Genomic DNA, 19,730 nt, shown 5'->3' on the forward strand with positions numbered 1-19,730 from the left:
CGCCGGCCCGCGCCACGTGCACCTGCATGCCTTCAACAGGCTGGCCGTCGGTGGCGCGCAGCAGGCGCGGGATGCGCCCAAATTCGCCTTCCATAAATGTGGGCAACGCAGTTTTGCCGCTGGCAGGGCCATTCCAGTGGTGGCCGTCGGTCTTGATCGTCATTGCGCCCGGCCCGCCGATTTCCACGTTACCGCCCCTGAGGGTGAGGTAGGCGCCGCCCGTGACGACAAACGTGATTTCCTTCTCCGCCATGACGACCACGCGTTCTCCGGCGGTCGCTTTCAGGTCTTTCGCCGCATTCAGTTGCATTTCGTCGTGCTGGCTCTGCATGAGGAATTTGCCTTTGTGTGCGATTTGGCTGATGCCGTCCGATTGCGCGAACAGGGCCAGCGCTTTGCCGGAATGCAGGTGCATGCGCTGGCCGCTGGTCAGTTGCAGGTGTTGCTGCGCGACGCTATCGAGATTCGTGCCGGCATAGCTGACGATGGTAGCGGGCGTGCTCACGGCCACCCCTGCCGGCGCCGTCAGGCTCAGCGTCGCTTGCGCATCCGGACCTGTGCCCAGGCTGGCGTCCAGGTCCGCCTTCAAGGCCACTTGCGGCGCCTCGTCCACCGCCATGCCCTGATGCGCCGCGGCGTACTGCCCCAGCGTTTTGAACAGGTCCAGGCAGTCCTGCATCAAGGCCAGGTGTTCCGCGCTGCCCATTTGCGAGCCGCAGGCGTCCAGGCGCTGCCACGCCGTCAGCAATAGCGATTTGGCGGTGCGGATCGCGCCACTGTCATTGCTGGTCAGTTCGAACCCGGCGCCGCGCGCGGTCGCACTGCCGTTCGAGCGCGGATGCGTCAGGTAGCCGAGGTTCAGCTGGCTTTGCCCATGCGCGCTGGATAGATGGGCACTGATCTGACCTGGCGTATCGTCCATGCGCAACTGGTTGTAGCGCTGGCGATAATTGTTCTCGGCACTTGCCTTGCCGCCTTCCTTGCTGACGATCCCAGACAGATAGCGGTCGCCCGGCAGCTTGCTGACCCGGCTGAACACTGGCGGCGGCGTGGCGCCGCTGTGGGCGCGGCCGATGATCAGCGGTTTATCCGGATCGCCGCCGACGAAGACGCACAGCACCTGGTCGCCCACGCGCGGCAGCGAGATCGCGCCATATTGCATCCCGGCCCAGTGACTGGCGACTTGCACCCAGGCCGAATCGCGGTCGGTGTTGGAGGCGCCGGCGCCGTTCGCATGCGCATGGTCGGCAGGACGGCAGCCGGGAAAACGGATTTTCACGCGCCCCCGTTCATCGCAATGGATTTCCTGGTTGGCCGGGCCGACCACGGTCACTTATTGCATTTCTGTGCGCGGCAGATCGGTGCGGGGATCATAATGCGGCACGATCTGGATGCCGCGCCGCACGCAAGTAAAGCGGTTGGTGTAGCGCACACCGCGCTCCATGCTTGCCTGTTCCAGGCCAGCGTCGGACTCGCGCCAATGATTCAGCCTGAACAGTTTGCGCACCTTGTCATCCACATCTTTGGGCAGATTGTTGTCGGCTTCGACCCGCATTTCTGTGATGACAAAATCGCGGCCTTCGGGCGGATGCCGGTCTATTTCAGGGTGGCCTGTGATGGTGTTCCACTCGCCGACGCACATGTTGCGGTCGCTGCCTTCTCCCTGAAAACACCTGGCGTCGTATTCGTGCCGCAGCATCCGGGACAGGCCGATGTGCCGATAGTCGAAGCCGTCGCGGCCCGTGTGCGGGGCATCGATCAGGTAGTCGTCGAGACTTGCGGCAAATTGCTTGCCAAGTACGCCCTGGTCGTTGACGTTGATGTCTTCGCTGCTGTAGGTGGCCGCGGGAATGTAGTCCCAGGCGCGCCGGGTGACGCTGCCTGGCGTCAGGGTGCGGATGCCATGCCAGGCGGTGATGGTGTCGTGGCTTTCGGTGGCACTGTCGCGGTGAAAGCGCACGGTGCCGGCGGCATTTTGTGGCAGCCTTGTCGCGTTGTCGAACAGGACCAGCGTATGGGCTGGCGTCGTGCCATCGTGGCCGGGCATGCCGCTGCCCGACCGGATGAACCAGGCGATGCCGCGCCGCTTCCACAACCTGCGCAGAAATGCGCCGGTCGATTCGTTGTACTGCATGGTAAAGGCGCGCGCCGGATAGTCCTTCAATCCATTCATGGTGTATGAAAATGCGCGCGCGGCGACGGGATTGGCCAGGCGCCATTCCTTGAGCAGGATGTGCGTGATCTCGAGTTCGTTGTGCCCACGGAAAACGCGCGTATTGCAGGTCTGGTCCAGCATGGAAAAGGCGTCGCGCACCACCAGCCGGTAGCTCGCCAGGCCGCCATCGCTTTGTCCCTCCATCGCCGCGACGACGATGCCGCAGACCGACCGCAGCTTGCCGCTGTCGGTGACGAAATCGACGGCTACCGGTGCCGCGATGAACTGTTTCAGGGCCAGTCCGGCACGCGTCGATACACAGAGTAGTGAATAGTCGATGCCACCAAACATGGTTTCGACGCCACTGACATGTTGAACCAACAGCAGATTTTCCAGCACCGGCCGGCCGAAGGCGAACCGCAGGCGAATCGGGCGGTTCGCATCGGTGAGTGTGGAGGGAGAATTGGACGTGATCATATCGGGTTCCTCGACGTGCGCGACAGGGTGTTGCTTCGTGTAAATTTAGAATTCCCGTTAGTCTGGTGTCGGCCTGGCGCGTGGATTGTGCGGAAGCGCAAAGCATCGACTCAGCGCTTAGCATGCATGCGCGGATGTCTCGAAAATGCCTCGCTTCGACTTAACGCGCACTTGATTCGCCGCGCACCGCTGCATGAATGAAAAGTTTTAAGTGTCAAATACACGTTAAACTGATGTTTTTCCTTCTACATTGTTTCCCATGAGCGAATTCGTCACGACCCGCGTAGCCCGGGGCACCGGCATCATCACCCTGGACCGCCCGCGCGCCCTCAATTCGCTGTCGCTGGGGATGGTGCGTGCGCTTACTGAAACCTTGCTGGCGTGGCGCGACGACGACCGGGTCAATGCCGTCGTGCTAACCAGCAGCAGCGAAAAGGCCCTGTGCGCCGGCGGCGACATCCGCTTCTTTTACGACGCCGGGCGCGCCACGCCCATGGGCGGCAGCGCGCTGCTGGAAGATTTTTTTACCGAAGAATATGCACTGAACCACCTGATCCACTTCTATCCAAAACCGTACATCGCGCTGATGGATGGCGTTGTGATGGGCGGCGGCATGGGCATCGCCCAGGGCGGACCGGAAACCGGCCTGCGCATCGTCACCGAGCGCACCAAGATGGCCATGCCGGAAGTGAATATCGGTCTGTTTCCGGACGTGGGCGGCAGCCATTTCCTGGCGCGCGCACCTGGTCAACTGGGCCATTATCTCGGCTTGACCGGTTTGACCATCGGCGCGGCCGATGCGCTGTATGTCGGTCTGGCGGATTTGTTTATACCGTTTAGTCAGTTGCCGGCATTGCACGCGCTGATCGATGCGACCGAGGGCGCCGCACTGGCCGCGGCGCTGCGTGAATTTGCCGCGCCGTTCACCAGCCAGGCTGGTGACAGTGTTCTGCGTAGCCAGCGCGGCGCCATCGATGCCCATTTCGGCGCCGCTTCGGTGGGCGCCGTTATGGCGTCGCTGGCGCTTGATGGTGGTGCGTTTGCGCAAGCCGCGCTGGCGGCCATGAAGCTGCGCTCACCGCTGATGATGAGCGTGACGCGCGTGATGCTGGCGCGCGCGCGTGGCATGGATGTCGCGGCCTGCCTGCGCATGGAACGGGATCTGGTGCGACGCACGTTCGAGCACGGGGAAGTGATCGAGGGCGTGCGCGCGCTGGTGATCGACAAGGACAATGCGCCGCGCTGGAATCCGGCGGCGCTGGAACAAGTCAGTGCCGAGATGGTGGAAGCGTTTTTTGCGCCAGTGTGGCCGGCGCATGCGCATCCGCTGCGCGCCCTGGCCGACTAGGACTGTTCGCGGTGGCGCAGTACGACGCGCTCGCTTGGGGCGAAGTGCGCCGCCAGCCGCTCTGCCATGTAGACCGAGCGGTGCTGCCCGCCGGTACAGCCCAGCGCCACCGTCAGGTAGCTGCGGTTATCGGTTTTGAATGACGGCAGCCATTTTTCGATGAAATTGCGGATGTCGGCCAGCAGTTCCTTGGCGCTCGGCTGCGCGTCCAGAAACGCGATGACGGGGGCATCCTTGCCAGTCAGCGGGCGCAATGTGACATCGTAATAGGGGTTCGGCAGGGCGCGCACGTCGAATACGAAATCGGCATCGAGTGGCACGCCCAGTTTGAAGGCGAACGATTCGAAGAACAGCGTCAGCGGCGCGTGTTCGATCTCGGCCAATTCCTTGATCCAGGTGCGCAGTTTATTGGCCGACAGCTCGGAGGTATCGATCACGTGGCCGAGCTGCTCGATGGCCGACAGGCGCTCGCGCTCCTCCAGGATGCATTCGATCAGGGTACGGCGCGACGCCGGGTTTTCGCCCGGGCGCAGCGCGTGCGACAGCGGGTGGCTGCGCCGGGTTTCCGAGAAGCGCGCCACCAGCGAATGGGTATTTGCCGTCAGGAACATCACGTTCAGGTCGTGGCCTGCGTCTTTCAGCGTGCGGATGCTAATCGGCAGTTCCGCCAGCGATTCGGCGCTGCGTGCATCGACCGCCACGGCCAGTTGCGTGGTGCCTTCGCTGTCGATTTTGCTGACCAGTTCAGGCAGCAAATCGGGCGGCAGGTTGTCGACACAATAGTAACCTGCGTCTTCGAGGACGTTGAGGGCCACGGATTTTCCGGAGCCGGAGATACCGGTGATGAGGACGATGCGCATGAGCGCATTTTAACCTAATCCCCCGTCATCGCCTGCCGCTGGCGCTCCATGAACTCCTGCAGCGTATCGATCCCGCGCAGTTGCAGGATGGTGTTGCGTACCGCTGCCTCCAGCAGCACCGCGATATTCCGGCCGGCGGCCACGGGAATGACGACTTTGCGAATCGGCAGCCCCAGCACATCCTCGGTCGGGAACAGGAACGGCAGCCGCTCGACTTCTTCTTCCAGTGCCCCGCGCCGCACCAGGTGGACGATCAGTTTCAGGCGCATCTTGCGGCGCACGGCGGTCTCGCCAAAGATCGCCTTGATGTCGAGCAGCCCCAGCCCGCGCACTTCCAGCAAGTTCTGCAGCAGCGGCGGGCAGCGCCCCTCGATCATGTTCGGCGCAATGCGGGAAAACTCTACGGCATCGTCGGCCACCAGGCCGTGACTGCGTGAAATCAGTTCCAGCCCCAGCTCGCTTTTACCGAGCCCGGAATCGCCGGTAATGAGCACACCCACGCCCAGCACATCCATGAACACACCATGCATGATGGTGCGCTGGGCCAGCTTCTTGGATAAATACACGCGCAGGAAGTCGATCACCTGCGCGGCCGGCAAGGGCGTCGAAAACAGCGGGATATTTTGTTCGTCGCAGATGGCGAGAATGTCGGGCGGTGTTTCCAGGCCCTGTGCGATGATCAGCGCCGGCGGACCGCCGCCAATCAGTTCGCCGATGACATGGCTGCGCGAATTGAGTTTGAGGCGCTGGTAGTAATTTAATTCCTGGTGGCCGAACACCTGGATGCGGCCCGGGTGGATCAGGTTCAGGTGGCCGACCTGGTCGGCGGCCGAGACCACATCCCCGGAAATGAGCCGCTCCCCGCCCGGGAAGCCGGCGAACCAGCCCAGCTGCAGCGTTTCGCGATTATCGTCGTACAGCCGTTGGATGGTCAGCGGGGTCTGCAGCATGAAGAGGTGGTTCCTGTCGTATTGGCGCGCACGCGGCCGGTACGAGACAGTTTAGCCCAGAGCCTGCAGGCTGGGTTGCCAATTGATGATGCGCTGGTACACCGTCTCGGCGTCGGGGTCGGTCAGCAGTGCCGTGCGGATGGCTTCATCGGAGAAGAATTCGGCGATTTCCGACAGGATTTCCAGGTGTTGCTGGGTTACATGGTCGGGAATGAGCAGGAAGAACAGCAGGCTGACCGGTTCGCCGTCGGGCGACTCGAACGGAATCGGCTCGACCAGGCGCACGAAGGCAGCCAGCGGCGACTTCAGGCTCTTGCTGCCCTTGATGCGGCCGTGCGGCACGGCCACGCCATGCCCCAGGCCAGTCGAACCAAGCCGTTCGCGCGCGAACAGATTGTCCGACACGGTCGAGCGGGCGATGCCGTGGTTGTTCTCGAAAATCAGTCCGGCTTGCTCGAAAGCGCGCTTCTTGCTGGACACTTCCAGATCGAGACGAACGCTCTCGATGGATAGAATTTTACTTAAGTTGGTCATAACGTACATAAAATGTTGCAGCGCACCACGGCGCTTGCGAGCCCGAATTATAGGCCTGTTTGCTTCGGAAGTAATTCGAATTCTGCGCCGTTGGCGGGAACACCGGCCACCATATATTCGGCAGAGGGTTAAATCGGCCGACGCTGGGCCGGTGCTGATCACGCCCTTGCGCAATTTCTAATGCGAAATCGAATGTTCTCCATATAAACAATTGATGCGGCGAGTGTTGACCGATGAATCACACTGCCTTGCCCAGGTTTTCAGCATTACCCTTGGCGGATAGCCAGCCTTGCGCTGGCGTAAAGGTGCGCGCGCCGACTGTCGCGCCAATGGCACAGCCGCGTGAAGCGGGGCGGCTATTATTGACGTGCCGTGCGCAGATTGCGCGGCGGCGCGCTGCTGAAGTTGCTGCGCCACGGGTTGATGTCCAGCCCGCCACGCCGCGTGTAGCGTGCATACACGGCGAGTTTATTTGGCTGGCACTGGCGCAGGATATCGACAAAGATCCGTTCCACACATTGCTCATGGAACTCATTGTGCTCACGAAAACCGATCAGGTATTTCAGCAAGCCGGCCTGGTCGATCTGGGGGCCCACGTAATGGATCTGCACGCTGGCCCAGTCCGGCTGGCCGGTCACCAGGCAGTTCGACTTGAGCAGGTGCGACACGAAGGTCTCTTCCACCGGCGCGCCGTGGCGGGCGGCGCTGAGCAGCGTGGGCGTGGGCGTGTACTGGTCAATTTCCAGGTCCAGTCGGTCCAGCAGCAAGCCGTCCAGTTCGCCCATCTTGATGCCCTGGAAGGCGTCCGGTGTGGTCAGCACGATGTGTACCGGTGCGCCAAACGCGGCGCCGAGGTCCTGGCGCAGCAGGGCCAGCAGGGCATCCTCACTTTCCAGCCGGGTCTGGTTAAACGAGTTCAGGTACAGCTTGAACGATTTCGATTCGACGATATTCGGCGACTCGGCCGGCGCCGTGATCGACGCAATCGCCACTTGCGGCTTGCCGCGCAGGTTCAGCCACGACAATTCATACGCGTTCCAGATATCGACGCCAAAAAACGGCATGGTGCCGGTCAGGTTCAGTTCATCACGCTTTTGCTGGCGCGGGATCGGAAACAGCAGTTCGGGCGCGTACTGCGTCTGGTAGGCGGAGGCTTTGCCCAGTGGCGAGAGGTCGACGGTATTGCTCATTGTGTGCGTGGTCTATCCAAGAAAAAGTTGATACACGGGGTTCTTGCTTTCGTCCCAGCAGCGATAGCCGAGGGTCGTCAAAAAGCTGCGGAAGGCGTCCATTTCTTCGGGCGGCACTTGCAGGCCCACCAGAATGCGGCCGACGTCGCCCCCCTGGTTGCGGTAATGGAACAGCGAGATATTCCAGTTCGGCGACATGCTGCCGAGGAAGCGCATCAGCACGCCAGGACGCTCGGGGAATTCGAAACGATACAGCAATTCGCCCTCGGCCAAGGCGCTGCGTCCACCCACCAGGTGGCGGATATGCAGCTTGGCCAGCTCGTCGTGGGTCAGGTCGAGCGTGCGGAAGTCGTTTTCTTCGAAGGTGCGCGCCAGCATGCCCGATTCATTGCGGTTGCTGATCTGCACGCCAACGAACACATGCGCCTTGCTCGAGTCGCTGATGCGGTAATTGAATTCCGTCACATTGCGGTTCGCCACCAGCCCACAGAAGCGTTTAAAACTGCCCCGCTGCTCGGGAATCGTCACGCCAAACACGGCTTCGCGCGATTCGCCCACTTCGGCGCGCTCGGCGACAAAGCGCAGGCGGTCGAAATTCATGTTGGCGCCACAGGCAATCGCCACCAGCGTCTCGCCCTTGACCGGGTTTTTCGACATGGCCGAGCGCTCGATATACGCCTTGGCGCCGGCCACGGCCAGCGCACCGGCCGGCTCCAGGATCGAGCGCGTATCCTGGAACACATCCTGGATGGCCGCACAAATGGCGTCGGTGTCGACAATCACGATCTCGTCGACTACTTCCTTGGCGATCCGGAACGTTTCCTCGCCCACCAGGCGAACCGCGGTGCCGTCCGAAAACAGGCCAACGTCGGTGAGCGTCACGCGGTGTCCCGCCTTCAGGCTGCGCGCCATGGCGTCCGAATCGACTGTTTGCACGCCGATGATCTTGATGTCCGGGCGAATGGCCTTGACGTAGGCGCCGATGCCCGAAATGAGGCCGCCGCCGCCAATGGCCACAAAAATGGCGTGGATCGGGCCGCCGTGCTGGCGCAAAATTTCCATGCCGATGGTGCCCTGGCCGGCGATGACGTCCGGGTCGTCGAACGGGTGCACGAAGGTGAGCTTCTGTTCCTGTTCGAGCGTGATGGCGTGATTGTAGGCGTCCGTGTACGACTCGCCGTGCAGCACGATTTCCACGGCATTGCCGCCATGCGCGCGTACCGCGGCAATTTTAAGCGGCGGCGTGGTGGTCGGCATCACGATCAGTGCGCGGCAACCGAGCCGGGCTGCCGACAGGGCCACGCCCTGCGCATGGTTGCCAGCCGATGCACAAATCACCCCGCGCGCCAGTTGCGACGCCGACAGGTGGGCCATCTTGTTGTAGGCGCCGCGCAGCTTGAAACTGAAGACGCTCTGCATGTCTTCGCGCTTGAAGTAAATTTTATTGTTGAAGCGCTGCGACAGGATCGGTGCCAGCTCGAGCGGCGTTTCGGTGGCCACGTCGTAGACGCGGGCAGTCAGGATTTTTTTGAGATAGTCGATCGTCATGGGGTCTGCAAAGTTGGGTCAGTCGATGGCCAGTTGCCTGGAGCCGGTTGACCTGCGTCCTTGCCGGCGGGTGGCCGGTGGGGCAGGTCGCTACGCGGCGCTGGATGGCAGGCTCGGCGTACCGTGTCGTTGCGATGGGTTTGGATCATTATAATTGAGGGCTCGTCCACCGTTGCCAAAGTCCTCATGATAGAAACTGCCGTCCTTTGGCTGCTGAAAGTAATTGCTGCACCCGCTGTCGGCCTGAGCTCGGTGTTCCTGATTGCCTTTGTTTCCGCTACCTTGTTGCCACTCGGCTCAGAGCCGGCCGTGTTTGCCGTCGTCAAGGCCAACCCCGCCCTGTTCTGGCCGGCGATCCTGGTCGCCACGCTGGGCAATACGCTCGGCGGCGCCTTCGACTATTTCCTCGGCTACCGCGCCAAGGTGGCGTTTGCCAAGGAGCGGTCCACGCGCTGGTTCGCATGGCTGGCCCATTACGGCCCCAAGACCATGCTGCTGTCCTGGGTTCCCGGCATCGGCGACCCATTGTGTACACTGGCGGGCTGGCTGCACCTGGCGTTCTGGCCCAGCGTGTTTTATATGGCCATCGGCAAATTCGCGCGCTACATCACCATGACGGTCCTGCTGCTCTACGTGCCGGATGGGTTCTGGCACCGCGTCGGCACGATGCTGAGCTGATAACTACCTTGAATCGAACATGATCGAACTGAAGTATTTTCCAAGCAATTTCTACAAAGTGCAGATGACGGAGCAGCCTTTGTCGTTCACGCGCAAATTTGTGTTCAATACCAATTTGCCGATGACGTCCGGGTGGGCCGACAAATCCGGCGCCACCTGGTGCGCGATGTACCAGAAAGACGGCGTGCTGACGTTCCGGGCCGGGGAGTGGACCTGTCCGATCGACGGCGAATCGGTGTGCACCCTGGTCGATGGCGCGGACGGCGCGGCGGTGTTTGCGGTCAGCGCGCATGGCAAGCTGCTGTTCGAGCATCGCTATACGTTCAAGAAATGGAAGAAGCTGGCGGATCCGGGATATGCGGCCTCCGATCGCCTGACCGACGATTTCTTTGCGTGGCTATGTGACATCTGGACCTCGAAGGCCCCGGTTCAGAACTGAACGCAGGACGGTACGACGTCAACGCGACAGGCCAGTCTGCCATTTTTTCTTTGCCGCGAGTCAAAAATTTGCAAACGGAATTTTTCTCAACGGCACTTTTAAGGCAGAAGCTGCTGTTGGCCAGATTTGCAAACTGAGCCTTGCCCCGACGTGGTGCAGCGCAATACGCTAGAATGACCCTCCCAGGGACAGTCCTTCCAGCCAAGCTCATCCATGAACGCCCCCGCCAATCTCCACGCCCTGCTTGCCGACGCACCCGACGGTTCCACGCCCGATCGCCTGCGCGAAATTCCGTATAACTACACGTCGTTTTCTGACCGGGAAATCGTCATCCGCCTGCTGGGCGAAGATGCATGGCACACCCTCGACACTTTGCGCGGCGCCCGTCAAACCGGACGCTCGGCACGCATGCTGTACGAAGTGCTGGGCGATATCTGGGCCGTGCGGCGCAATCCGTACTTGCAGGACGACATGCTGGACAACCCGAAACGGCGCCAGGAATTAATCGACGCGCTGCATCACCGCCTGGCTGAAGTGGAAAAACGCCGGGTCACCGTCGATGCAGCGGACGGCGACGACCCGCTCGTGTCTGCCACGCGCAGCAACAATGTGGCGACCTTGCTGGCCGCCGCTCGCCGTGCAGTCGATGATTTCGGCAATGAATTCCGCGCCACCTACGACCTGCGCAAGCGCGCGACGAAAGTGCTGGGGCGCTACACCGACAAGCAAAATATCCGCTTCGACGGCATGCACCGCATTTCGCACGTCACCGACGCCACCGACTGGCGCGTCGAATACCCGTTCCTGGTCCTGGTCCCCGACACCGAAGACGAAATGGCCGGCCTGGTCAAAGGCTGCATCGAACTTGGGCTGACCATCATCCCGCGCGGCGGCGGCACCGGTTACACGGGCGGCGCGATTCCGCTCACACCCATGTCGGCCGTCATCAACACCGAAAAACTGATCGATATCGGCGCCGTCGAAATGACCCGATTGCCAGGCCTCGAGCGCGATTACGCCACCATCTGGACCGGCGCCGGCGTGGTCACCAACCGCGTCTCGCAAGCGGCCGAGAAGGCCGGCTTCGTGTTCGCCGTCGATCCGACTTCGGCCCACGCTTCCTGCATCGGCGGCAATATCGCCATGAATGCGGGCGGCAAAAAAGCCGTTCTGTGGGGCACGGCGCTGGACAACCTGGCTTCCTGGAAAATGGTCGACCCGAACGGCGACTGGCTGGAAGTCACGCGCGTCGGCCACAATCTGTCGAAAATTCATGACGCACCGGACGCGACCTTCGAACTGGCCTGGACCCATCCGAACGCAAAAGGCGAAGCGAAGGAAGCGCCGTTCCGCAAGGAGACCCTGGTCATTGCCGGCAGCAAATTCCGCAAAGAGGGTCTCGGGAAGGACGTCACCGACAAGTTCCTGTCCGGCCTGCCCGGCATCCAGAAAGAAGGTACCGACGGCCTGATCACGTCCGGACGCTGGATTCTGCACAAGATGCCAAGTTTTACCCGCACCGTCTGCCTGGAATTCTTTGGCCAGGCGCGCGACGCCATTCCATCGATCGTCGAGATCAAGGATTACCTGGACGGCTTGCCAGCCAAGGGCGGCCCGGCATTCGCCACGCTGCGCCTGGCCGGCCTGGAACATCTGGATGAGCGCTACCTGCGTGCGGTAGGGTATTCAACCAAATCGAAACGCGGCGTGTTGCCAAAAATGGCGCTGTTTGGCGACATTGTCGGCGACGACGAAAACGCGGTCGCGCAAGCGGCCTCGGAAGTGGTGCGCATCGCCAACACGCGCGTGGGCGAAGGTTTTGTTGCCGTCAGCGCCGAAGCGCGTAAAAAATTCTGGCTCGACCGCGCCCGCACGGCGGCCATCGCCAAGCACACCAACGCCTTCAAAATCAATGAAGACGTGGTCATTCCGCTGAACCGCATGGGCGAGTACACGGACGGCATCGAGCGCATCAATATCGAGCTGTCGATCCGCAACAAGTTGCGCCTGGCCGATGAACTGCTCGACTACCTGGCCGCCGGCAATTTGCCCTTGACCGGCAGCGACGACACCGATAGCGACGACATCGCGTCCGGCGTCGGTCCCGAAGAAATGCTGGGCGACCGCGCCCGCGAAGCCAGCGCGCTGGTGACGCAAGTGCAAGGCCGCTGGCGCTGGCTGCTGGCCAACCTGGATTTGCCGGTCAGTGCCGCAAAAGTGGCGCTGGGCGAACACGGCATGCCCTTGTTCAATCACGGCCTCGATGAGCGCCTGCAGGCGCAGCCCGGCGCGACCCTGTTCGACGTGGTGCAAGACCGTACCGTGCGCGTGTCCTGGAAGCAGGAACTGCGCGCCCCGCTGCGCCAGATCTTCAGCGGCGCCGCCTTCCTGCCGATCCTCGACGCGGCCAGCGCCATGCACAAACGCATCCTGCGTTCGCGCGTGTTCGTGGCGCTGCACATGCACGCCGGCGACGGCAACGTCCACACCAACTTGCCGGTCAATTCGGACGACTACGGCATGCTGCAGGAAGCCCACCAGGCGGTCGAGCGCATCATGAAGCTGGCCCGTTCGCTCGATGGCGTCATTTCTGGCGAGCACGGTATCGGCATCACCAAGCTGGAGTTCCTGACCGCCGACGAAATTGCCGAGTTCCGCGACTACAAGATGCGCATCGACCCGGAAGGCCGTTTTAACAAGGGCAAACTGCTCAACATGCCGGGCGCCCCGGCCGATTTGCGCAATGCGTATACGCCGTCGTTCGGGCTGATGGGCCACGAATCGCTGATCATGCAGCAAAGCGATATCGGCGAAATTGCCACCAGCATCAAGGATTGCCTGCGTTGCGGCAAGTGTAAACCGGTCTGCACCACCCACGTCCCGCGCGCCAATCTGCTGTACTCGCCGCGCGACAAGATTCTGGCGACATCGGCCCTGATCGAAGCCTTCCTGTACGAAGAGCAAACCCGGCGCGGCATCTCGATTCGCCACTGGGAAGAGTTCGAGGACGTGTCGGATCACTGCACCGTCTGCCACAAGTGCGTCACGCCGTGCCCGGTGAACATCGACTTCGGCGACGTGTCGATGAATATGCGCAATTTGCTGCGCAAGATGAACAAGAAGAGTTTTAAGCCGGCGAACAAGGCCGCGATGTTCTTCCTGAATGCCACTGACCCGACCACCATCAATGCCACCCGCAAAGCCATGGTCGACTGGGGTTTCAAGGCCCAGCGCCTGGGCAATGGTTTGCTGAAACAATTTGCCAAGGTGCAGACCAAGGCGCCGCCGCCGACCACGGGCAAAGCCCCGGTACGCGAGCAGGTGATCCATTTTATTAACAAAAAAATGCCGGGCAATTTGCCCAAGAAAACAGCACGCGCGCTGCTCGACATCGAAGACGACAAGGTGATTCCGATCATCCGCGATCCGAAGGCGACCAACGCCGACACGGAAGCGGTGTTCTATTTCCCTGGCTGCGGTTCGGAACGCCTGTTTTCGCAGGTGGGCTTGGCCACGCAAGCGATGTTGTGGGAAGTGGGCGTGCAAACGGTGTTGCCGCCAGGTTACCTGTGCTGCGGCTATCCGCAGCGCGGCGCCGGCCAGTTCGACAAGGCCGACAAGATGATGACGGATAACCGGGTGCTGTTCCACAGGATGGCAAATACCCTCAACTACCTTGACATCAAGACCGTGCTGGTCTCGTGCGGCACCTGTTATGACCAGCTGGCAACGTACCAGTTCGACAAAATTTTCCCGGGTTGCCGCATCATGGACATCCACGAATACTTGTTGGAAAAAGGCGTGAAACTCGAAGGCGTGAATGGCACCCGCTATATGTACCACGAGCCATGTCACAACCCGATGAAGCTGCAGGATTCGGTGAAAACCGTGAACGCTCTGGTTGCCACAGTCGACAATGTGAAGATCGAGAAAAACGAACGTTGCTGCGGCGAATCGGGCACCTTCGGCATCTCGCGCCCGGATATCGCCACGCAGGTGCGCTTCCGCAAGGAGGACGAGATGGAGAAGGGCGCCGACAAACTGCGCGCTGACGGTTTTACGGGCGACATCAAGGTGCTGACCAGCTGCCCATCGTGCCTGCAGGGCCTGTCGCGCTACAACGATGATTCGGGTACCACCGCCGACTACATCGTGGTGGAAATTGCGCGCCATCTGCTGGGCGAAAACTGGTTGCCGGAATACGTGGCACGCGCCAACCAGGGCGGCATCGAACGGGTGCTCGTATGACCGCGCAGCAAGGGTGCGAGTTGTGCCTGCCGCAAGCCGCGCCGGTGTGGACCAATGGCCAGTTCAGCGTGATCCTGGTTGACGATGCCAACTACCCCGGTTTTTGCCGGGTGATCTGGCATGACCACATCAAGGAGATGAGCGGCTTGCGCGGCGCCGAGCGCGCGGCCCTCATGGACGCCGTCAACCAGGTCGAGCTGGCACAGATCGAGGTGCTGCATCCCGAGAAGATCAACCTGGCCAGCCTGGGCAATGTGGTACCGCACCTGCACTGGCACGTGATCCCGCGCTTCCTCGACGACGCGCACTTTCCCAGCCCGGTCTGGGCGGGCGCAGTGCGCGCGACCGATCCGGCTATACTGGCGGCGCGCCGCGCGCTGCTGCCGCAATTGATTGCCGCCATCGTGCGGCGGCTTACCTGATAAAGAATCCCATGATTATCCCGACTGAACTGACCGTCCGCCAGCAATCGAAAGTCCTCGACATCACCTTCGAAGATGGCGCTGCCTTTTCTTTGCCATTTGAATATCTGCGTGTGTACTCGCCTTCGGCAGCCGTCACCGGCCACAGCCCGGGCCAGGAAGTGCTGCAACTTGGCAAGCGCGATGTCGGCATCACGGAGCTGGCGCCGGTCGGCAATTACGCCGTCAAGCCGACCTTCACCGACGGCCACGAAAGCGGCCTGTACACCTGGGATTACTTGTACAAGCTCGGGCGCGAACAGGAAGCCCTGTGGGCCGATTACCTGGCACGCCTGCACATTGCCGGTTTTGCCGGCGACAGCGGCCGCATTGCCGGCACCATCACCCGCGGCGCGGCGGCAGCGGCCGATCTCGGGCTGAAAAGCGGCCCGATCGCACGCAGCAGCGGCGGCGGCTGTGGCCACAAGCATTAATATTTTCCTGCGTAACACTTCTTTTGACTTTCCGTAACGCGTTTGCATCGACCTAGTATGCGTGTCATGATCAAAATGACACCGGGCGTTTGCCCGATGCATTTGAACAGGGGAGAGACACATGAGCGTACGCATGATTATATTGTTGGGTATTTTTGTCTGGGCCCCGATGATGGCCTTCCTGGGGTGGAAGTATCTGCAAACCTTCAACGCGGGCTCGACCAGGCGGCGGGTGCGCCGGCCAATGGTCGGCGAGGTTGACAAGCACGCTATCCCGGATGACTCGCGCAGGCGTGTCTACCGCCGCAACTGAGTGGCAACGCATTGAAAATTCAGCCGCCGCGTGCGTCCGTGATTCCCTGGTTGACGCTTGTATAATGAAGGCAGATCAACCCGGCGAAGCGCTATGACCAATAACACCACCCATTTCGGCTACAAAACGGTTTCCGAGGACGACAAGGTCCACGAAGTCGCGAAGGTTTTCCATTCGGTCGCATCCAAATACGACGTGATGAACGACCTCATGTCAGGCGGCCTGCACCGCATCTGGAAAACCTTCACCATCGCCCAGGCCGGTGTGCGTCCGGGCTTCAAGGTGCTCGATATCGCCGGGGGTACGGGCGACCTGTCCAAAGCGTTTGCCAAACAGGCTGGCAAGAGTGGCGAAGTCTGGCTTACCGACATCAACGAATCGATGCTGCGGGTCGGCCGCGACCGCTTGCTCAATGCCGGCATGATCATTCCCACCATGTTGTGCGACGCGGAAAAGCTGCCGTTCCCGGACAATTATTTTGATCGCGTCAGCGTGGCCTTTGGCCTGCGCAATATGACCCATAAAGACCAGGCGCTGGCCGAAATGCGCCGCGTGCTGAAACCCGGTGGCAAGCTGCTGGTGCTGGAATTTTCCAAGGTCGCCGCGCCACTGCAAAAACCATATGACCTGTACTCGTTCTCGGTGCTGCCGTGGCTGGGCCAGAAAATTGCCGGCGACGCCGAAAGCTACCGCTATCTGGCCGAATCGATCCGCATGCATCCCGACCAGGAAACCCTGAAGACGATGATGGAAACGGCCGGGCTGGAAGGCGTCAAATACTTCAATTTGACGGCTGGCGTTGCCGCACTGCACACCGGCATCAAATATTAGTTTGAAGAGGTAAAGCATGAAAAAGTTTTTGATTGGTATGACACTGGCCGTGGCAGCACTTTCCATGGTCGGTGAATCGATCGCCCGCCCGATGGGTGGCGGCCGCTCGATCGGGCGCCAGTCGTCGTCGGTGAGCCGCATGAACGCCCCCGCACCAGCGCCGCGGCCGGCACCCGCGCAAGCCAATCGTCCGGCCGCGCCGGTCGCTGGCGCCCCGGCCACGCCAGTCAAACAGCCGAGCCGGTTTGGCGGCTTGCTCGGTGGCGCACTGCTCGGCCTGGGCGTGGGCGCGCTGCTGTCGCACTTTGGCATGGGCGCCGGTCTGGCCAGTGCGCTCGGTTCGATCATCCCGGTCATCCTGCTGGGCCTGGCGGCGTTCTTCCTGTACCGCTGGTTCCGTCGCCGCAACGCGCCGGCCAGCGCGCCATTCCAGGGGTTTAACAGCAATCCGCTGCCGGCTGGCGGCGCGCCGGAAATCGGTTCGCGGATGGACCAACCCTACCAGCCGCAGCAGCCAGCGGCCGGCGGCTTCGATACGCCGGCGCCGGCGCCGCATGTGCAATGGGGTGTGCCCGCCGATTTCGACAGCGACAGTTTCCTGCGCACTGCCAAAACATCCTTCGTCCGCCTGCAAGCGGCCTGGGACAGGGGCGATGTCGCCGACCTGAACCAGTTCACGACGCCGGAAGTATTTGCCGAACTCAAAATGCAGATCCAGGAACGGGGCGTCCAGAAAGATTTCACCGATGTGGTGTCGATCGACGCGCAGGTGCTGGGTATCGAGACGGTGAACAACGAGTACATGGTCAGCGTGCAATTTAACGGCATGATCAAGCCGGCGGCGGATGCGCTGGCCGAGCCGTTCGCCGAAGTGTGGAACATGAGCAAACCAGTCAATGGCAGCAGCGGCTGGGTCTTGGCGGGCATTCAGCAACTGCCACAATAAGTTCCTTGCCGCACGGTGCAAGTGCTGCAAGCTGGTAAGATCATAGCCGCCCGCAATCGCTGGGCGGCTTTTTTTTTGAGACGCAAAACCATGTCATCGACTCCCTCGCCAAGCTCCCTGTTTCCGCCACGCCTGATCATGCCGGTGGTAGCGGCCATTAACCATTTGCTGGCCCAGGAAGCATGGGCGCGCGTCACGCTGGGCCTGCACGCCGGCAAGGAAGCGCTGATCGACACGGGTGCGGTGCAACTGCGCATGCGCGTGACGCGCGACGGCATGGTCGAGCCCGGCAGCGACGAAACGCCGGCCACGGTCACCATCCGCGTCAAGCTGTCCGACCTGCCGCTGATCCTGCAAAACCGCGAACGCGCTTTTTCGTACGTGAAAATCGAAGGCGACGCCGAGTTCGCCAACACGATCTCGCAGCTGTCGAAAGGCTTGCGCTGGGAAGCCGAGCACGATCTGGAAAAACTGTTCGGCCCGATTGCCGCCACGCGCCTGGCTGAAGGGGCGCGCACGGCGGCCACTGGCGTCGCCGCCACCGGCAAAAAATTCGCCGAGAACGTCGCTGAATACCTGCTCGAAGAACGCGCTGTGCTGATCCGCCCGAGCCAGGTCAGCGACATGGCCGACGATATTACCCGCTTGCGCGACGACGTCGAACGCGCCGCCAAGCGCTTGGAAAAACTTGAGGCAAGGCTGGCGCTGCGCAGCGTCAGCCCGCCCACCCGCAACCTGGATAGCTGATGATATTGAAATTCCTGCGCCTGTTTAAAATCCTGCGCGTTGCAACGCGCTATGGCCTCGACGAAATCGTCATTTCCGGACTGAACGTTCCCCGCACCGCCAGGCTGATCGACCGCGTCGTGTTCTGGCGCGATATCTCCGCGCCACGCGGCGTGCGCCTGCGCATGGCGCTGGAAGAGCTGGGCCCGATTTTCGTGAAATTCGGCCAGGTATTGTCGACCCGGCGCGACCTGATGCCACCCGACATCGCCGACGAACTGGCCGCGCTGCAGGACCGCGTGCCGCCGTTCGACTCCGACCTGGCCATCGCCCAGATCACGCTGGCCCTTGGCGCCCACCCGAACGAACTATTCGCCAGCTTCGACCGCGTGCCGGTCGCGTCCGCGTCGATCGCCCAGGTCCACTTTGCCGTCCTGCGTGACGGCAAGGAAGTCGCCGTCAAGGTGCAGCGGCCCGGCATGAAGAAAGCGGTCGATGAAGATGTGGCGCTGATGGGTGTCGCGGCGAATCTGGTCGAACGCCTGTGGCCGGAAAGCCGCCGCCTGAAACCGCGCGAAGTGGTGGGCGAGTTCGACAAGTATCTGCACGACGAGCTGGACTTGATGCGCGAAGCCTCCAACGCCAGCCAGCTGCGTCGCAATTTCTCGAATTCGACCTTGCTGATGGTGCCGGAAATGTACTGGGACTATTGTTCCAGCAGCGTTATCGTGATGGAGCGCATGCACGGCATTCCGGTGTCGCAAACCGAGCGCCTGGTGGCCGCTGGCGTGGACATGAAAAAACTCTCCAGCGATGGCGTGGAAATTTTCTTCACGCAGGTGTTTCGAGATGGTTTTTTTCACGCTGACATGCACCCGGGGAACATCCTGGTATCGATCGCGCCGGACAGCTTCGGCCGCTACATCGCGCTCGATTTCGGCATCATGGGCACGCTGAATGACTACGATAAAGATTACCTGTCGCAAAATTTCCTGGCCTTCTTCCGGCGCGACTACAAGCGTGTTGCCGAAGCCCACATCGAATCTGGCTGGGCACCGAAGTCGACCCGCGTCGATGAGCTGGAAGCGGCCGTGCGCGCGTGCTGCGAACCGATTTTCGACCGGCCGCTGAAAGATATTTCGTTCGGTCAAATCTTGTTGCGCCTGTTCCAGACCTCGCGCCGCTTTAACGTGGAAGTGCAACCGCAACTGGTGCTGCTGCAAAAAACCTTGCTCAACATCGAAGGTCTGGGCCGTCAGCTCGACCCTGAACTCGACCTGTGGAAAACCGCGAAACCCTATCTCGAGCGCTGGATGGGCGAGCAGGTCGGCTGGCGCGGCATGCTGGAGCGTTTCAAGGCCGAAGCGCCACGCTACGCCCAGATCCTCCCGCAACTGCCGCGCCTGGTCCACCAGGCCCTGGAAAAATCCGCTGACACCCATGAGCACGACCGCGCGCTGGTCCATATCCTGCAAGCGGAATTGCGCCGCACCAATCGTCTGCTGGCGTTTGTCGCCGGCATCGTGGGCGTGACGGCGGTGACCGTGCTGGCGATTCAGGTCTACCTCCACTTCCCTGGCTGGCAATAAGCC

At 61.6% G+C, this 19,730-nt stretch carries 18 protein-coding genes; 11 read left to right on the forward strand and 7 right to left on the reverse strand.

Annotation, left to right across the window (positions count from 1 at the left end; translation table 11 throughout):
• Both V6M87_RS22005 and V6M87_RS22010 read right to left on the reverse strand, forming a co-directional pair.
• On the reverse strand, positions 1-1,333 hold a 1,333-nt coding region (locus V6M87_RS22005; RefSeq protein WP_332878811.1), incomplete at its 3' end, for a DUF2345 domain-containing protein.
• Positions 1,334-2,632, reverse strand: coding sequence for a type VI secretion system Vgr family protein (locus tag V6M87_RS22010; RefSeq protein WP_332878812.1), 1,299 nt, complete (start codon positions 2,630-2,632; stop codon positions 1,334-1,336).
• A gap of 259 nt (positions 2,633-2,891) precedes the next feature.
• Between V6M87_RS22010 and V6M87_RS22015 the strand changes: the two genes are divergently transcribed.
• Positions 2,892-3,980 (forward strand): enoyl-CoA hydratase/isomerase family protein, encoded by a 1,089-nt coding sequence (locus tag V6M87_RS22015; RefSeq protein ID WP_332878813.1) that lies wholly within the window; start codon positions 2,892-2,894, stop codon positions 3,978-3,980.
• On the opposite strand, the gene rapZ is transcribed toward V6M87_RS22015, so the two are convergent.
• The 5 genes from rapZ to ilvA form a co-directional block, all read right to left on the reverse strand.
• Complete coding sequence (gene rapZ, locus V6M87_RS22020) at positions 3,977-4,840, reverse strand: RNase adapter RapZ (RefSeq protein WP_332878814.1); 864 nt, start codon at positions 4,838-4,840, stop codon at positions 3,977-3,979. The genes V6M87_RS22015 and rapZ overlap by 4 nt on opposite strands.
• A 14-nt stretch (positions 4,841-4,854) precedes the next feature.
• A complete protein-coding gene (gene hprK / locus V6M87_RS22025) occupies positions 4,855-5,790 on the reverse strand; it encodes an HPr(Ser) kinase/phosphatase (RefSeq protein ID WP_332878815.1) in 936 nt (311 codons plus the stop codon).
• A 51-nt stretch (positions 5,791-5,841) separates the two neighbouring features.
• The gene (locus V6M87_RS22030; RefSeq protein WP_332878816.1) at positions 5,842-6,324 is read right to left on the reverse strand and encodes a PTS sugar transporter subunit IIA; all 483 of its coding nucleotides are present in this window, start codon (positions 6,322-6,324) and stop codon (positions 5,842-5,844) included.
• Between the two features lie 359 nt (positions 6,325-6,683).
• On the reverse strand, positions 6,684-7,514 hold the full coding sequence (queF, locus tag V6M87_RS22035; RefSeq protein ID WP_332878817.1) for an NADPH-dependent 7-cyano-7-deazaguanine reductase QueF: 831 nt from the start codon (positions 7,512-7,514) through the stop codon (positions 6,684-6,686).
• A 12-nt stretch (positions 7,515-7,526) separates the two neighbouring features.
• A complete protein-coding gene (gene ilvA / locus V6M87_RS22040; protein WP_332878818.1) occupies positions 7,527-9,062 on the reverse strand; it encodes a threonine ammonia-lyase, biosynthetic in 1,536 nt (511 codons plus the stop codon).
• A gap of 186 nt (positions 9,063-9,248) precedes the next feature.
• Here ilvA and V6M87_RS22045 point away from each other — a divergent pair, with 186 nt between their 5' ends.
• The 10 genes from V6M87_RS22045 (at position 9,249) to ubiB (ending at position 19,727) form a co-directional block, all read left to right on the forward strand.
• Positions 9,249-9,740, forward strand: coding sequence for a YqaA family protein (locus tag V6M87_RS22045; protein WP_332878819.1), 492 nt, complete (start codon positions 9,249-9,251; stop codon positions 9,738-9,740).
• 19 nt (positions 9,741-9,759) lie between these two features.
• Positions 9,760-10,179 carry a hypothetical protein gene (locus V6M87_RS22050; RefSeq protein WP_332878820.1) on the forward strand — a complete coding sequence of 140 codons (420 nt, stop codon included), beginning with the start codon at positions 9,760-9,762 and terminating at the stop codon, positions 10,177-10,179.
• Between the two features lie 213 nt (positions 10,180-10,392).
• Positions 10,393-14,427: an FAD/FMN-binding oxidoreductase gene (locus V6M87_RS22055; protein WP_332878821.1), complete on the forward strand. Its 4,035-nt coding sequence runs from the start codon at positions 10,393-10,395 to the stop codon at positions 14,425-14,427.
• Complete coding sequence (locus V6M87_RS22060) at positions 14,424-14,849, forward strand: HIT family protein (protein WP_332878822.1); 426 nt, start codon at positions 14,424-14,426, stop codon at positions 14,847-14,849. The genes V6M87_RS22055 and V6M87_RS22060 overlap by 4 nt, the downstream gene beginning before the upstream one ends.
• A gap of 11 nt (positions 14,850-14,860) precedes the next feature.
• Positions 14,861-15,322, forward strand: a complete 462-nt coding sequence (locus tag V6M87_RS22065; RefSeq protein WP_332878823.1) for a DUF971 domain-containing protein — start codon at positions 14,861-14,863, stop codon at positions 15,320-15,322.
• 121 nt (positions 15,323-15,443) lie between these two features.
• On the forward strand, positions 15,444-15,635 hold the full coding sequence (locus V6M87_RS22070) for a hypothetical protein (protein ID WP_332878824.1): 192 nt from the start codon (positions 15,444-15,446) through the stop codon (positions 15,633-15,635).
• A 93-nt stretch (positions 15,636-15,728) separates the two neighbouring features.
• Positions 15,729-16,466, forward strand: coding sequence for a bifunctional demethylmenaquinone methyltransferase/2-methoxy-6-polyprenyl-1,4-benzoquinol methylase UbiE (ubiE, locus tag V6M87_RS22075; RefSeq protein WP_332878825.1), 738 nt, complete (start codon positions 15,729-15,731; stop codon positions 16,464-16,466).
• Between the two features lie 16 nt (positions 16,467-16,482).
• Positions 16,483-17,412: a Tim44 domain-containing protein gene (locus tag V6M87_RS22080; protein ID WP_332878826.1), complete on the forward strand. Its 930-nt coding sequence runs from the start codon at positions 16,483-16,485 to the stop codon at positions 17,410-17,412.
• Positions 17,413-17,502: 90 nt separating this feature from the next.
• The gene (locus V6M87_RS22085; protein ID WP_332878827.1) at positions 17,503-18,159 is read left to right on the forward strand and encodes a ubiquinone biosynthesis accessory factor UbiJ; all 657 of its coding nucleotides are present in this window, start codon (positions 17,503-17,505) and stop codon (positions 18,157-18,159) included.
• A complete protein-coding gene (gene ubiB / locus V6M87_RS22090; RefSeq protein ID WP_332878828.1) occupies positions 18,159-19,727 on the forward strand; it encodes a ubiquinone biosynthesis regulatory protein kinase UbiB in 1,569 nt (522 codons plus the stop codon). Before V6M87_RS22085 ends, ubiB begins: the two co-directional genes overlap by 1 nt.
• Positions 19,728-19,730: the final 3 nt, after the last annotated feature.

The sequence above is a fragment of the Massilia sp. S19_KUP03_FR1 genome, assembly GCF_036688685.1.
GTDB lineage: Bacteria > Pseudomonadota > Gammaproteobacteria > Burkholderiales > Burkholderiaceae_D > JALYUM01.